17 protein-coding genes and 1 pseudogene are annotated in these 13,769 nt (G+C 67.6%); 12 read left to right on the top strand and 6 right to left on the bottom strand.

What is annotated here, in order from left to right; all coding sequences use genetic code 11:
- Window positions 1–587 precede the first annotated feature (587 nt).
- From ACFY60_RS08130 to ACFY60_RS08115, 4 genes are all read right to left on the bottom strand, one after another.
- Entirely contained in the window at window positions 588–1,406 is an 819-nt protein-coding gene (locus ACFY60_RS08130; protein WP_388608832.1) for a DUF2637 domain-containing protein, read from the bottom strand.
- On the bottom strand, window positions 1,399–1,692 hold the full coding sequence (locus ACFY60_RS08125) for a hypothetical protein (RefSeq protein ID WP_388608830.1): 294 nt from the start codon (window positions 1,690–1,692) through the stop codon (window positions 1,399–1,401). The genes ACFY60_RS08130 and ACFY60_RS08125 overlap by 8 nt, the downstream gene beginning before the upstream one ends.
- 255 nt (window positions 1,693–1,947) lie before the next feature.
- On the bottom strand, window positions 1,948–2,127 hold the full coding sequence (locus tag ACFY60_RS08120; protein ID WP_388608828.1) for a hypothetical protein: 180 nt from the start codon (window positions 2,125–2,127) through the stop codon (window positions 1,948–1,950).
- Window positions 2,128–2,608: 481 nt separating this feature from the next.
- A complete protein-coding gene (locus ACFY60_RS08115; protein WP_388608826.1) occupies window positions 2,609–3,541 on the bottom strand; it encodes a hypothetical protein in 933 nt (310 codons plus the stop codon).
- 153 nt (window positions 3,542–3,694) lie between these two features.
- Here ACFY60_RS08115 and ACFY60_RS08110 point away from each other — a divergent pair, with 153 nt between their 5' ends.
- The 4 genes and pseudogenes from ACFY60_RS08110 to ACFY60_RS08095 all read left to right on the top strand — a co-directional run bounded on the left by ACFY60_RS08110 (window position 3,695) and on the right by ACFY60_RS08095 (window position 6,172).
- Window positions 3,695–5,083: a HEPN domain-containing protein gene (locus ACFY60_RS08110; RefSeq protein ID WP_388608824.1), complete on the top strand. Its 1,389-nt coding sequence runs from the start codon at window positions 3,695–3,697 to the stop codon at window positions 5,081–5,083.
- A 70-nt stretch (window positions 5,084–5,153) separates the two neighbouring features.
- Window positions 5,154–5,312: pseudogene (locus tag ACFY60_RS08105) on the top strand (GntR family transcriptional regulator); the annotation flags it as partial.
- A gap of 84 nt (window positions 5,313–5,396) precedes the next feature.
- A complete protein-coding gene (locus ACFY60_RS08100; protein ID WP_388609216.1) occupies window positions 5,397–5,597 on the top strand; it encodes a GntR family transcriptional regulator in 201 nt (66 codons plus the stop codon).
- Between the two features lie 11 nt (window positions 5,598–5,608).
- Window positions 5,609–6,172 carry an HD domain-containing protein gene (locus ACFY60_RS08095; RefSeq protein WP_388608822.1) on the top strand — a complete coding sequence of 188 codons (564 nt, stop codon included), beginning with the start codon at window positions 5,609–5,611 and terminating at the stop codon, window positions 6,170–6,172.
- Here the strand turns inward: ACFY60_RS08095 and ACFY60_RS08090 are convergent.
- Window positions 6,160–6,633, bottom strand: coding sequence for an NUDIX domain-containing protein (locus ACFY60_RS08090; RefSeq protein WP_388608820.1), 474 nt, complete (start codon window positions 6,631–6,633; stop codon window positions 6,160–6,162). The genes ACFY60_RS08095 and ACFY60_RS08090 overlap by 13 nt on opposite strands.
- Window positions 6,630–7,400: a helix-turn-helix domain-containing protein gene (locus tag ACFY60_RS08085; RefSeq protein ID WP_388608819.1), complete on the bottom strand. Its 771-nt coding sequence runs from the start codon at window positions 7,398–7,400 to the stop codon at window positions 6,630–6,632. Before ACFY60_RS08085 ends, ACFY60_RS08090 begins: the two co-directional genes overlap by 4 nt.
- Window positions 7,401–8,250: 850 nt before the next feature.
- Between ACFY60_RS08085 and ACFY60_RS08080 the strand changes: the two genes are divergently transcribed.
- From ACFY60_RS08080 to traB, 8 genes are read left to right on the top strand one after another with little or no spacing between them, the layout of a single operon-like run.
- A complete protein-coding gene (locus ACFY60_RS08080; protein ID WP_388608817.1) occupies window positions 8,251–8,517 on the top strand; it encodes a DUF6284 family protein in 267 nt (88 codons plus the stop codon).
- On the top strand, window positions 8,514–8,852 hold the full coding sequence (locus ACFY60_RS08075) for a hypothetical protein (protein ID WP_388608815.1): 339 nt from the start codon (window positions 8,514–8,516) through the stop codon (window positions 8,850–8,852). Before ACFY60_RS08080 ends, ACFY60_RS08075 begins: the two co-directional genes overlap by 4 nt.
- The gene (locus ACFY60_RS08070) at window positions 8,849–9,853 is read left to right on the top strand and encodes a DUF2637 domain-containing protein (RefSeq protein WP_388608813.1); all 1,005 of its coding nucleotides are present in this window, start codon (window positions 8,849–8,851) and stop codon (window positions 9,851–9,853) included. Before ACFY60_RS08075 ends, ACFY60_RS08070 begins: the two co-directional genes overlap by 4 nt.
- Complete coding sequence (locus ACFY60_RS08065) at window positions 9,850–10,080, top strand: hypothetical protein (RefSeq protein WP_388608811.1); 231 nt, start codon at window positions 9,850–9,852, stop codon at window positions 10,078–10,080. The genes ACFY60_RS08070 and ACFY60_RS08065 overlap by 4 nt, the downstream gene beginning before the upstream one ends.
- Window positions 10,080–10,415: an RRQRL motif-containing zinc-binding protein gene (locus ACFY60_RS08060; protein ID WP_388608809.1), complete on the top strand. Its 336-nt coding sequence runs from the start codon at window positions 10,080–10,082 to the stop codon at window positions 10,413–10,415. Before ACFY60_RS08065 ends, ACFY60_RS08060 begins: the two co-directional genes overlap by 1 nt.
- Before the next feature lie 34 nt (window positions 10,416–10,449).
- The gene (locus ACFY60_RS08055) at window positions 10,450–10,956 is read left to right on the top strand and encodes a hypothetical protein (protein WP_388608807.1); all 507 of its coding nucleotides are present in this window, start codon (window positions 10,450–10,452) and stop codon (window positions 10,954–10,956) included.
- A 17-nt stretch (window positions 10,957–10,973) separates the two neighbouring features.
- On the top strand, window positions 10,974–11,549 hold the full coding sequence (gene traA, locus ACFY60_RS08050) for a plasmid transfer protein TraA (RefSeq protein ID WP_388608805.1): 576 nt from the start codon (window positions 10,974–10,976) through the stop codon (window positions 11,547–11,549).
- A gap of 23 nt (window positions 11,550–11,572) precedes the next feature.
- Window positions 11,573–13,639: a plasmid transfer protein TraB gene (traB, locus tag ACFY60_RS08045; RefSeq protein ID WP_388608802.1), complete on the top strand. Its 2,067-nt coding sequence runs from the start codon at window positions 11,573–11,575 to the stop codon at window positions 13,637–13,639.
- Window positions 13,640–13,769 lie beyond the last annotated feature (130 nt).

The following is a 13,769-nucleotide window of genomic DNA, read 5'->3' as shown; positions in this document are numbered from 1 at the left end:
GCCCTCGCTCGGACAGCTCCCGCAGCTCGTCCGCTACCAGCCGCTCAGCGATCCCCACTACGTCGCACGGCCCACCGGCTCAGCCACAGGGTATGACGTCTCAGGGCTGGGGGTCGTTGGCGTCGCTGTGCGGCGGAACCAGGCTGGTGCACCGCACGAGGCGTGCGTTGGCTTCGAGAACGTGAATCAGATGCCGGCGGCGCCGCAACTCTCGTGTGTCGATCCGGGGCATGCCCGTCCGGGCGGACGAGGTGAATGTGGATACCAGCGAGCATGCTGAGGCGCATGCCAGGATAATCCACAGGGACACATTCATCGGGTAAGGCTCCTTTCGAAAGGGGGCGTACAGGGGCTCACTCCCGGCGGATAAGACGACTTTTTGCTAGCTGTCATCCGACCGGGTGACGGATCTTGCGTGATGGATCTTGAAATTAGGAGAATTACCGAGTTGGTCGGGCGACGCCCCTCCTCGGTGAGAGCCGCACACACCGGTTGGTGCTGCTGTCAGGAGGTGCACCGCTTTTCCGCGGGCGTCTTCACCTTCGGTATGCGCATCGGGCGACTTCGTCCCGGACGCGGCGGGGACTTCACGGGCGGCGATCGGTGCCCGGAGGGGATGTGAGGGATGGGGTGGCGCGGCGCCGCCGTCGTGCATTGCGAGGGGGCTTGGTGAGCGTGACGAAGCGGACCAGCTGGTGGAAGCAGGCCAGTGACGCGGCCGTGGGCAGAGCGGCTGCTGCCACGTCGGTGAAAGTCCAGTCGGCCTGCGCCACACAGAGCCACATCGCCACGAGGGAGAAGAACAGGACGACGAACCAGGAGTTCGAGGCGCGACGCTGATGAAAAGCGGCGCGCAGAATGGACAGGGAAGCCACGAGCCAGGGCCCGAAGATGAGAAACGGCCACCACGCGGCCAGGCTGGCCGGTGCTCGGGGTTCGGCGATACGCAGCAGAGGGCCGTACGCGATCACACCGCTGAGAACGTTGACGCCGCACACCAGGAAGACGCCCAGGGACGCGATGGAGATGTTGACCAGCCGTGCCCAACTCAGCATGCTGCGACGGGACTTACGGTGGCCGATCCCGGCGGACCGCGCAGGTGGCAGGTCGGTCGTGAACTCGGCGAGACTCTCCAGGCGCGTGCGGTCGTGGGTGTGGTCGTCGCTGTCCGGCAGGAAGGCCGGGGAGGGGGCCTGGTCGGCCTGCATGGCCTCCTGGAGGAGAAAGGCGAGCTCTTCGGCCGGATCCCATTCGGTGCCCATCAGACGGTTCGCCAGGTGGGGCCCGTGAAAGTTCATCTGCGGGATGGTCTCGTTCTCGGCGGACCGAGCCCACGGCTGGTCCTCACTCGCACGGTAGAAGCCCGAACGTGGGTCCAGTGCTTCTTCGGCATGCCACTCACGCATGATCGTGTCGCACCGTTCGTTCTTGATCCAGTGCCGGCAGGCCGGCATCCCTCCAGGCGCTGAGGAACTCCTGCTCGAGTTGAGCCATGGCGGCCACCAACTCCTCCACGGTCGGGGCGGACCACGTCAGGACAATCACTCCGCCGACTCCCTTGAGGCTTCCGCCGGCGCCTTCGGACGCGGAAGCCGGAAGGAACAGGAAATCGCCTATGGCAACGGAGTCGTCCGCCCAGGAACGATCATTCGCGCGCCCGGAGGTGAAGCTTTCAGGGAATGCTGCTGTCATAACCAGTTAACGCCTCCGCGGATCCCCCCGGTGTGTGGCATTCGGGTGGCCGTGAGCCTCCATCCGGGGGACTGTCGGGAGTTTTATCGGTTCTGCAAATTCCTTCGCGGGTAGCCGGAAAACGAACTGTACGAGACAACCCCCGGCAACTCCGACAGTTCCGTCAGCGCTCGGAATTTGCGGGCGAGGGTCGGCGCGTACGGAGAGCGGAGACGGCCTGGAGGGGTGCCGGAGTGCTCCGCGCGGCTCAAGCCGTCAGGGCTCGGACGGGCATGGCGATGTGGAGGTCCAGCAGACCGAGACCGGCCGCTCCGAGAGTGCCGCCGCCGCGTAGGCGAGCGCGGTGCCCAGGGTGCGCTGCGGGCCGTCCGGCCGGCCGTGCGGCTCTCCGGTGCTCCGCCGGGCGTCACCGTCACCCCCTGCCGCTTCGCTCATGTCGCCGCACCCCGTGCGGAAACGTCGGGAAATGCGACCGCCGGAGGCCGTCGCTGGTCGGATCCGGTCGGACGGACGTCAGCCGTCAGGGGCGTCACGCCGGGCCCTCGGGCTCGACCGAAAGCACCCTGAACAGTAAAAAGGACCCTCCCGAAGGAGGGTCCCGATCTTGCGCCCCCGGCAGGACTCGAACCTGCGGCCAAGTGCTTAGAAGAGACTGGGCCGCTACAGCACCCCCAGACCGCTGAACAGGCACTTCGACACTCTGTGATGCGCCACCTCGGAGCCTTCCCCGCGCATTCACCGGAGGGCGAGATTCCGGGTGTTGCTGGGGCGATCTTCCGGACACCCGATTCACACGCGACGTGAAGGTGGGGAGGTGCCCGTGGCTGCCGAACGGTGCGCTAAGGACGGATCACAGATGGCCGGGAGAAGGCAACTGCCACCCAGGAGGTGGGGCGGGCGCCGGAATCCGCCCGTTCTACTCTGCCGCGTGCGCGAAAGCCAACAAGCGCAGGCTCATCAACTGGCGGTACTGGTCCAAGTCCCTTAGACGGGCTTCCAGCGTCAGGCCGAAGTACCCCTGCCATGTCCTGACTCCCATCTCCAGCGCAGCCATGACAGCCTGCAGCGCAGCTACCACTGTGGCCGCCTCACCGACGAGAGCGCCTGTGCCTTCTCCAATGTGCCTGGCTCGGTCTGTCATCCAAGGCCGACCGTGCGCTGCTCCCGACAGAAGGCCGTAGGGCATCGGTATCCACTCGGGCAACCTGCTCGCGGTTCGATCCGTGATGTTGTAGTCGAGATTTGCGACCGCTCCATCGACTATGTACCCAGTGATCTTTCCGCTGGTATTTGTCCGTGCAACAATGTTGCACTCCTCGAACGCCTTCGTGATGTAGGCGTCCAGCGCGGCACCCTGTTCGTCCTGTCCTAGGATCTTCGCAAGGCTCATTGAGTAGTTTGTGTCTTTACGCCAAAGGCCGGCGCCTCGGGCAAACCGTAGAGCGCCTGTGATCTCCGGTTCGCAGAGGTAGTCAAAAACGAGGCAGCTCTCCAGCGCCGCCCGTGCCAGGACAAGCGGCGACCAGACAGGTGCTGGCCTGCGCGCTATATCGTGTTCCAGTGCTCGTACGTGGTCAAGGGTCGTATCCCATGACATGATCGCGATTTCGAGCAACATTTTGTGGAACGACCCCCGGTTTGCGCCGAGCGGGTCTGGCGTTGCGTTCACGCTGGCCATCTCCCTCCCGAGCGGCGAGTCAGGAGAGGGATCAATCGTACCCATAAGGCACTTTTCGACCATCTCTCGGTAGCCTCGGAGCGTCTCGACCGCTTCGCGCGCGAAGTCATCGTTGATGGGCACCGCGAACGGACGCACCCCCGTACCGTCCCACATTTCTTCATCCGTCATGGGCGGAGCGTACTTGGCCCCTTGCCTCTGAGAGCCGCGCGCCTCCGTCCCTGACGGCGAGACGCCACCCCTGGCATGCATCTGATCAATCTCCTGCGGAAAGGATCGTCCGCGCCTACCATGTTGACCAGTCGAGTGTAGTGAGGGGTCAGGATGGAAGCATTCGAAACTGACGGTCTCTTCTGGCTTCCGGGACGGAGCGAGGAAACGATCGGCGGTCGCATTAACTTTGATCCCGTGAAGGGTGTAAAGCTGTCCCTGATTGGCAGCTTTTCTGATTCCGAATTTTCCGACGACTTGGACGATGGTCCGGATCAGTCAATTATTCATGGAGTGGCAGGGAAGCGCTTTTTGATGCTTCTCGACTGTCGTGTTATTTCAAGCAGGTTTGATTTTCCTGGTTTTAAGCGAGATGATCATCGCGCAGGCTTCATGCTTGCTAGCCGTTCGCCCCTGGATCCAGATGAGCTCAAAATTGAACGCGTGTCCTTCAGTCTGTCGAACATGTTTGACTGGGTCGGGCTCGTGCCAGTTTCGCGCAATTTTCATGTCGATGAGGAGACCGGCCGGCTGATCGATTACAGCTTGACACTCACCCCGCCGAGTCCCGTCGAGCACGATGCATCTGGGTGCAAGATCTCCATTTCGGGCACTTGGAAAGTGTTGGGTGGTAAGCAGAACCCAGGATTCGAGTCTGGCTTCTCCTTGGATATTCACTATGAAACCCCTGCGGATTTTTCTACAGCTCGATCTGATGTTTCGGTCCTCCAGGATCTGGTCACTGCTACTGCAGGATCTGTCGCTTTTCCGACAAAGATCGTTTTGCGTATTCCGGGGGTTGATGAGGGCGAGCCCGTCAAGATTGATGCGCAGCTCTATGGGGCGCAGGTCGCTCAACCAAGCGAGAAAAGGCGAAAGTCATCCGACATGTTGCTTACCTTGCAGCAAATCGGCGGACTTTCGGCTGTGGCGCGATGGTTCGATTTCTTGCGCAGTCGGAGGGTGGTCCTAGGGTTGATGTTGTCCTCCGTTTATAATGGTGCTCTGTACACGGAGAACAAGTTCTTTAATGCGGTCTCTGCTGCAGAGACGCTGCATCGGATGGAGTTCCCTAATGAGGTGCGTCCGGCGGCGGAGTACAAGGCGTTCAAGCGCTTGCTTGCAGGTTATGTACCTGAAGAGCATCAGCGATGGCTGATGGATCAACTGGCTTATTCCAATGAGCCTCGCCTTCGGCAGCGTCTTATCGATCTCGCTGAATTTAGTGGCCTAGCTGATGTAATTGGCTGCGACGCGGAGTTGTGGGCGAAAGCAGTGACTAATGCAAGAAATCGCATGGTGCATCATGATGAGAAGAGAGGGAGAGGGGCCAAGAGTTCTGAACTCTACTGGCTTTCTGAGTCGCTAAAAATTTTGACACTGCTTTGCCTGGCTCGGTTCTGTGAATTCCAAGATGGGTGTAAGGATATTCTCTCCGAGAATGACTCAGTTGCCTTTATGGCTGAGCAGGTGGCGCAGATCGTGGGAGGTCGTGATACCTGAGGGCGTTAGCTTGGCTTGAGCTGCCGCATGGGACCCTGGCAATAGTCGAAAACTGCTGAAGGGAGGTGCCGTGCCCGAGGCTAGCCCGCGCGGAACCTATCTGATCATCGCTGACGTGCTGCGGAAGGACATCGAGAAGGGCTCTCACGGGGACGCGTTGCCGTCGGAGGCCGCTCTCATGCGGGAGCACGACGTCTCCCGGAACACCATTCGACGTGCGCTCAAGACGCTGGAGGCCGAGAGGCTGATCACTTCCGTCCCTGGGGCGGGGTGGCGGATGTCGGCTCAGCACGTTCGGCCGCTCGTCGATCGCATGACTGACCTGATCAGGGAGGAGGCTCTGACGGTGGGCGACGCCTACCCGTCGGAGTCGAAGCTGTGCGCGCGGTTCGGAGTCTCCCGCACGGCGGTGCGGCGCGCGCTCGCCCAGATGGAGGGGAACGGGCTGCTCGACACCGTCCACGGCAAGGGCCGGACCGTTCGCGCCCTCCCGACCAACCCGGAAGAGTCCTAACCTTGGCGCCCATGGGGCTTACAGAGTGGGCGTACGCGCTCTCCGAAACGATGTTGTCCGAGCAGTTGCCGCGCCGCTGGTCGCACTCCCTTGGCGTTGCCAAGCGGGCCCGGTCCCTCAGCCCGATCCTCGGTGCCGACGCCGAACTGCTGGAAGCCGCGGCCGTTCTTCACGACGTCGGCTATTCCCCCACCATCGCCGCCACGGGCTTCCACCCGCTCGACGGGGCACGGTTCCTTCGTGACCAGGAAGGGGCCGACGAGCGGGTCGTCCGGCTCGTGGCCCATCACTCCTGCGCGCTCCTGGAGGCGGAGGAGCGGGGACTCAGGCACGAGCTGGAGACCGAGTTCGCGCTGGAGCGGCCGGAGTTGGTGGACGCGCTCATTGTGTCCGACATGACGACGACGCCGGACGGCGGGCAGACCACGCCGGCGGCCCGGTTGGACGAGATCGTGCAGCGATACGGCCCCGACACCATCGTGGGCCGCTTCATCCAGCGGGCCGCCCCCGAGATCTACGCGGCCAACGAGCGCGTGGAACGGCGACTGGCCGCCGCACTCGATCAGCCGATGTAGGGCTCCCGCCGGGTCTCGTCCAGGCCGTGGCGGATGCGGAGGCGCATGGACGGGTGGATCTCGAGCCCGTCGAGGTCCGCCGGGTCCACCCAGCGGACCTCCCGAGATTCGCTGCTCGTACGGAGGCTGCCGCCGATCGGCTTGGCCCGGAAGCAGATCGAGAACTGTTGCCGCACCTCTCCGTCGTCGTACGCGATGACGTGGTCCGGGTCCGTGTAGAGGCCGATGACGGCCTCCACCTCGACCGCTATGCCGGTCTCCTCCTCGACTTCGCGGACGGCGGTGTCACCGATCCGCTCGCCGATGTCGTGGCCGCCCCCCGGCAAGGCCCACAGGCCGTTGTCGGTCTTGTGGATGAGCAGGATCCGCCCCTCGCTGTCGCGGACAACGACGGTGACGGAGGGGATCACGGAGTTGGCTTTCGGGGCGGAGGGGTCACGGAAGTAGTCGATCCGGCTCACGTGCTGGCACCTCCGAGATCCGTCGGGGAGGAGATCCGCCGCGCGCTCTCCCATACCCTCTCCACGCTCTCAGCGTAGGCGTCGAACAGCTCGCCACCCGGGACGCGCTGGAGGTGTAGAACGGGCGCCATGTACGCGCCGACGCCGTACAGGTGCCCGTTGGCGAGCATCGCGTCGTCGGCGCGGTAGATGGAGTTGTAGAGGGTGGTGGAGTGGAGGCGGAACTCGACTCCTGGAAGCCCGAACAGCGGGGCGTAGTTGACCAGCGCGTTGCGAATCTTGCCGGCCATCGCACCCCCTATTCCCTCGTCGGCTCCGCGGACAGCGACCGCAGCCGACTCAGGGTCGCCGAGCATGAACCTGATCGGAACGCCGTCGGCGGACTTCTCCTTCACCACCTGGTGGAAGGTAGCGTCCTCGGTGAGCCAGAAGCCGGAGTAGACCAGGACGTCGAACTGCCGCCGGGCACTGGCGTAGAGCTGCGGCCAGAGCCGGTTGGGCACGACGGACCGGTGCGGATAGAGCTGGACCAACTCGGCGTTGCCGGCTTCGGTGACTTCCGCGGATGTCCGCTCCTCCGGCCAGAGGTAGGACACCTCCCGCTGAAGTAGCGACGCCGTGGCGTACTTGAAGCGCCGGTACGGCTGCCGCTTGGGGTCGTTGATCCAGCGCTCCACCGTCTTCGCGGACACCCCGAGCCGCTCGGCTACCTGATCCAGCGTCATGCCGCGCTCGATGATCGCTCCGCGTAAGCGTTCGTTGGCCATGCCGCGTGCTCCCCTGTGGGACGACTTGGGACGACTTCACCGTAGCCAAGCCGTCCCGGAGTCGTACATGCGCGATGTCCACCGTCTGGGCTGATCAGGCCAAGCTGAAGGCATCGAGCGGGGCGGACTCGCAGGCGCCAAAGGCCCGAGGGACTTGACGATGCGAATCCTTCTCCGCATGATGGAGAACAGGTAATACATGTACCTCATCGGGCTTCGGCTCGATGACCGGTGCTGCCTGAGCACGCCGCCCGGAGAGCTCGTGAAACGGCTCGATGGAAGCGCAAGTCACGGTTGAGAACTGAACAGTGGACACACAGAACGACAGGCATCTGCGACAAGCCGATGGCCCTGCCGCACGAGCAGCAAGCACCTTGCTCCCAGTCGCCTTCCGGGGCCGGCCGAGGAGTCCTCCACGTACGGTGACACAGGGGCAAAGATCGCGTTCTGCACCACGTACCCGTGTCCGTCCTCCTGGGAGGCCGACGTGTACCGACGAAGACTCTGGGCGTCACCCCCGGCTGGACCGGCAGGGGTGGCTGTGCCCACCGCGTCACCCCGTCCCCCTGACCACGGACCATGTCCGCTGCCGGAGGCCGACGTGAAGCGCTTAAGACCCTGGGCGCCCCTCCCGCTGGACCGGCGGAGTGGCCACGCCCACCGCGTCATCTGACCACCGCGGCCGCTCGGCGGCTGCGGCCGGTTGCCTCCTCCGCCCGTCCGGGCCCCTTCGCCGGGGTGCCGTACGGGCGGGGTCGAGGGGAGCCGGATGGTTCCAACGGCGAGAGGTCCCGGAGTTGCACCTCCGGGACCTCGTTAGGGCCGTTCCTCTGAGAAGGGAGCACGACCCATGAAGTCCATCATCACACTCCCCGCCACGTCCGGGGCGCTGGCGTTCGACGGTGAGCCGTCGGACGCGGAGCTGGACGCGATCGAGCTGGAACTCCCGCTGATCCTGGCGGAGGTCGACCTCCTCGACGTGGAGATCATGACCCTGGACCGTCCGGCCACGGAGCTGGACGAGCGGCGGATCCGCCGGGCCCGGAACCGGGTCCTGGTCGAGCGCCGGAAGCTGACCAACCGCGTCGCCACGGTGCACTCCGGCGGTGTCGCGTGAACGCCCGGATCCTCTCCGACCTGGCGGTGCCGGTGACGGCGTTGATCGCGCTGGAGGCGAAGTTCTCGCACCTGCCGGCGCCGAACGTGGACTTCTGCCCGGTCTACCCGGACCGGCTGCGCCTGTCGCTGCACGACGACCTCGGCGCGTTCGAGGCGTGGCGCGAGGCGCTGAACATCGACCCGGCCGCGGTTGTTCACCGCGTTCAGGGCGGCGGCGGGACGCGGGTCCTGAAGGTTCACGGCCGCTTCGCCGGCGCCGACATCGAGCTGGTCGGCTTCACCCCGGTTCCGGTCCTGGAGCCGGTGGAGGCGGGTTCGGGGGCGGTGTCGTGAACGCTGTTCAGATCCGTTCAGCCGAGCAGGCCCTGAACGTGGGGACGTGGCTGATCGTGTGCGGGGCGATGTTGTACTCGGTCCTTACCGTCACGCCGCTGATGCGGGCCCACACCCCCGACGCGTGGGACTGGACCGCCCCCATCCTCCCCATCGTCGTGGACGCCGCGGTCGTCATCGTCGTCCGTCTCGACTCCGTCCTCGCCTGCCTGGGCGGGGAGGGCGGACGGTGGCCGGTGGTGCTGCGGTGGATGACCGGCATCATGACCCTCGCCCTCAACACCGCCGACTCGGCGCTGCGAAAAGACCTGGTCGGAGTGGCCGTCCACGCGGTCGCACCCCTCCTCCTCATCGTCACCTCGGAGACCGGCCTGGCCTACCGGCGCGCCATCACTGCTGCCGTGAACGGCCTGGAGGAGCGGGAGCGGGCCGAGCGCCGGCGCCGCGAGCAGGAGGCCCGCCAGCGGGCCGAGCAGGCCGAGCAGGCCGCCCGGCGGAAGGCGGATGAGGAGGAGCGGCGGGAGCGTGAGCGCCGCGAGTTCAACGCGAAGCTGGCCCGTGAACAGCGTGAGCATGAGGCGGCGCTGGCCCGCGAGCAGGCCGAGCGCGAGGAGCGTAGGGAGCGGGCGGAGCGGGAGGCTCGTGAACGCCTTGAACGTGAGCGTGAACAGCAGCGCCAGGCGCGTGAACGCCGTGAACGCGAGGCTGCCGAGAAGGCCGAGCGCGAGCGTCGCGAGGCCGTCGAGAAGGCGGCGCGTGAACGCCGTGAGCGTGAGGAGCGGGCCGAGCGTGAACGCGCCGCGCTCCTCGCCGCCGGCCCCGCCCAGAAGAAGCAGGACGACGACGTGGCCCTTAGGACGGTGGCCGCCGCGTTCGCCGCCGGCCTGTCGGTACGGCAGGCCGCCGAACTGACCGGCTGGTCCACCGGCTGGGTCACCGGCCGCTACCAGGAACTGCGCGGCAGCCACTCCGCCCCGACTCTCGAAGGAGCGTCCCGGTGAAGCTCTCCCCGAACACCAACCCGCCCGAGCCCGACAACCTCCTCATCCGGTTCCACTCCCAGACCGGCGCCGCGATCGACGTGCTCGGCACCACCGGCTACCAGGACTCGCACTGGCTCTGCCACGGCTGCGGCGACCGCTCCGGGCAGCACAGCATCCCCTTCAGCCGCCAGGAGGCGAATAAGCACGCCGCCACCTGCCTGGCCTCCCACCACCGGCTCTACTAGTGGCCGGCCTGCCCGTCTACCGGTGGCGTCTGGCGCCGGAGGGGCTGGCGACGTTCCGGCAGCTGCGGGCACTGGGGCTGCGGCCGGGCGGTTCGCCGGTCGTGGCCCAGCTCGAACGCCCCCGCCGCCGGCGCGAACCGCTGATCGCCTACCTGTACCGGATCGACCTGGCCCGGCCGGTGCGTCCGATGACCCCGGCCAAGCGGGCCGCGCTCGCCAAGGCGAACGCGGCCCGCCGCATCTGCCCCGAGTGCGGGCGGGACGCCGGATACCGCATCCCCACCTCGCTCGGCATGTGCGTCCCCTGCGCGGACGCCCCCTCACAAGCGGCCTGACCTGCGCCTTCTTCCGACCACCAGGGAGTTTCCCGTGGCTCGTCGTTCCCGTCCCCGCACGGTGCAGGTGCCCCCGGGCGCCACCACCGTCCGCATCCCCACCCAGCGCGGCGCCAAGGGCGCCCCGCCGGTGTTCGTCGTCGTCTCCGAAGCCCGCCCCACCCTCTCGTCCCGCCTCGCCCGCGCGCTGGGCGGCTGGGCCTGGCGCCATCGCGCCGCCTGGGCCCCCACCGGCTACGCCGTCCTCGCCTACGTCCTCACGGCCGTGGTCCACCTGATCGCGCCGTGGATGGTCTACGTCCTCGCCCCCACCGCCACCTTCCCGCTGCTGGCCGTGTGGTGGGTGCGGGTGAAGAGCCCGGAGCGGCTCGGGGAGCGTCCCAGCCGCCTCCTGACCGCGGCCGTCCTGGCCGCGCTCGCCACCGCCTGGACGGCCGCGACCGTCCACTACGGCCCCCTCGCCGTCCTGCTGGCCTGGGTGTGGGTGGGGCTGACGGTCGCGGTGCAGGTGTTCTGGCTCGTCGTCCGCCGCTCGAAGTGACCTGAGGAGACCCCGTCATGGCCCAGATCCCGAACCCCAACGCCCGCCGCACCACCCGCACGACCCGGACCAACACCAACCGCGCCAACAGCAACGGCCAGGGCAACAAGTCCAACAAGTTCGCCAACGCCGGCGCCGCCGTCGGCGGATTCGTCGGCGCGATGGGCGGCAGCTTCGTTCCCCCGGTCAACGTCAGCGTCAGCCGCACCACCGTCAACGGCGGCCGGCGGCCGCACTCCCAGGCCCTGATGCCCGAGCCGGACTTCTCCTCCCCGGCCCAGGTCCGCGCCTACTGCAACCACCTCCGGGCCACCGCCGTCGCCCTGTCGATCGAGGTCGCGATGGGCGCGGAGATCCTCAAGTCCGTCCTCGCGGCCGTCCCGGACCCCGAAGGCCGGATCGGCGGCTCCCGGGTCCGCGCGGCGAAGGTCGCCCGGAAGCTGCAGAAGTCGGCCGACGAGCTGCGCAACGCCGCGAAGCTCGCCGCCGCGACCTACGCCACGTTCCAGCAGGAGTACCAGGAAGAGATCAACCGGGTCCGTCACCACGCCCGCCCGCGTGCGCAGCAGCGCATGAACTGGGTCCAGCAGTAACCGAGTCGGAGGGAGGTCCGGTGATGGCCGGACGGAAGGACACGACCATAGACGTCCTCGACGCCGACCCCGGCGGCGGCCCTGCCGGGGGGACGATCACGGCCTACCTGCTCCACCGGGCCAAGCCCCACCTGCCGCCCTGGCTCGGCGTCGCTGGCACCGGCCTCGCCGGAGTCCTCGGAAACCTGCGGTGGGCCGACAGCGCCGCCGCCGGCGCCGGCCTCACCCTCGCCTCCGTCGCCCTGACCGGGGCGACGTGGTGGATCGGCCGCAACACCACCCAGCAGCGCCGCCTGCACTCCGCCATCACCGTCGCGGCCGGGTCGGCGTGGCTGACCGGCGCCTGCCTGGCCGGACCGGCCGCAGGGCCGCTGGACGACCTGTTCCTGATGGGCGGCCCGGTGGTTGCCCTGTCGTGGAACGTGCGCATGGTCATGCGCCGCAACAGCGACGACCCGGCCGCCGGCGGTGGGGACAAGGGCCTGTTGGAGAAGGTCGGCCTGGCCCGCGCGGCGATCGGAGCGACCAAGGTCGAGCCCAACCGGGTCACCGCCCAGATCTCGGTGGAGCGCGGTGAGCAGACCAACGACGACGTCTCCAAGGTCCTGCCCCGCCTCGCCTCCGCGCTGGACCTGCCCACGACGGCACTGCGGTTCCAGCCCAACCCGGACTCCGCCCGCCGCGGCGAGCTCGTCATCGTCCCCGAGGACATGCTCGGCGAGGTCGTCGAGTACGACGGCCCGTCGAACCTGGGCGGCTCGATCGCGGACCCGCTGGTCATCGGCCGGTACGACGACGGCTCCCCACTGGTTCTCTGGCTGCCCGGCGACCCGGAGCAGGAGCGCAACGCGAGTCACGTGCTCGTCGCCGGCGGCACCGGGTCGGGCAAGGGCGACGCGGCCCTGAACGTCATGACGGAGATCATCTCCCGCACCGACGTCAACGTGTGGCTCTCCGACCCCAAGGCGTTCCAGGACTTCCGCCCCCTCCTCCCGGCCCTGGACTGGGCCGAGGAAGCAGGCTCCGGCACCGAGGCCATGGTCGAAGCACTCCAGGCCGTCATCCCGGCCCGCACCCGCTGGCTCGGCGCCCACCGCTACCGGCAGTGGCTCCCCGCCGCCGCCCAGCGGCAGACCGACCCCGCCCACTCCTGCCGGACCGACGGCAGCGCGTGCGGCTGCGAGGGCATGGCGTTCCTGGTCGCCTGGTTCGAGGAGGCCGCCAACACCCTGCGCAACCTCGGAGACGACGCGTTCACCGGCATCGCGCAGGAGGCCCGCTCCGCCGGCGTCTCCCTGGTCGTCTCCCTCCAGCGCCCCAGCTACGACCAGATGAGCACCAGCACCCGCGCCTCCCTGTCCTCGGTGATCGCGCTCGGCTGCGACCCCCGCGACGAAGGGTTCTCCCTCCCGGAGCGGGTCCTGGACGCCGGCGCCCACCCCGGCGCGTGGGGCAACCGGCGCCCCGGCTACTGCTACGTGGTCGCTCCGGGCATCCCCGAGGACCGCCACGCCGCCCCGGGCCGCACCCGCCGGTTCACCACCCGCTCCGTCGAGGTGATGGAGGAGCTGGCGGACTGGGCCGCCGCGAATGGTGCCCCGGTCGACGCGGTCACGGTGAAGGCCGCGCAGGCGACCGTCGGCAACGCCTACACCCACCGCACCCGCCATACCCCCGACGGCCCGCCCGCCGCCGGGTCCGCCGGTCCGCAGCTCCAGTTGGTGGAGACCGAGGAGGACGAGGAGATGTCCGAGGGCATGTGGCTCGACGCGGAGGACGACGGCATCGACCCCGACGCCGAACTCCCCGACCCCCAGGACGGCGACGACGCCCCCCTCTTCGGCACCGAGCCCGGCCGCAAGCCCAAGGGCAAGGAGGCCCGGGACCTGCTCGACCAGGCGCTGGTCGCCTTCGAGGAGGCCGGACAGATGGTCGTCGGTCCGAAGGACTTCGCCGACTGGTGCAAGGCCAACAACCTCAGCCGCCCGTGGGTCTCCGGCGCCCTCCGGGACGCCGCACTGGAGGGCCGCCTGGAGGCCACCGCCCAGACCGGCCGGTGGCGGATCGTCCCCGTCCTCGCCGCCGCCTGACACCCGTCCTGACACCTGACACCGTCAGGGGCCCGTGACACCCAAACCCTTAGGCAGGAGCGGGTGTCACGCGCCCTGACACCCCCGCCTGACACCCCCTGACACCCCTTCCTGACACCTGCCGTGACAC

Source organism: Streptomyces sp. NPDC012827, from assembly GCF_042900905.1.
Classification (GTDB): Bacteria; Actinomycetota; Actinomycetes; order Streptomycetales; family Streptomycetaceae; genus Streptomyces; species Streptomyces gulbargensis.
The sequence above is the reverse complement of the archived record's forward strand: the minus strand, read 5'-3'. Positions and strand labels throughout refer to the sequence as shown.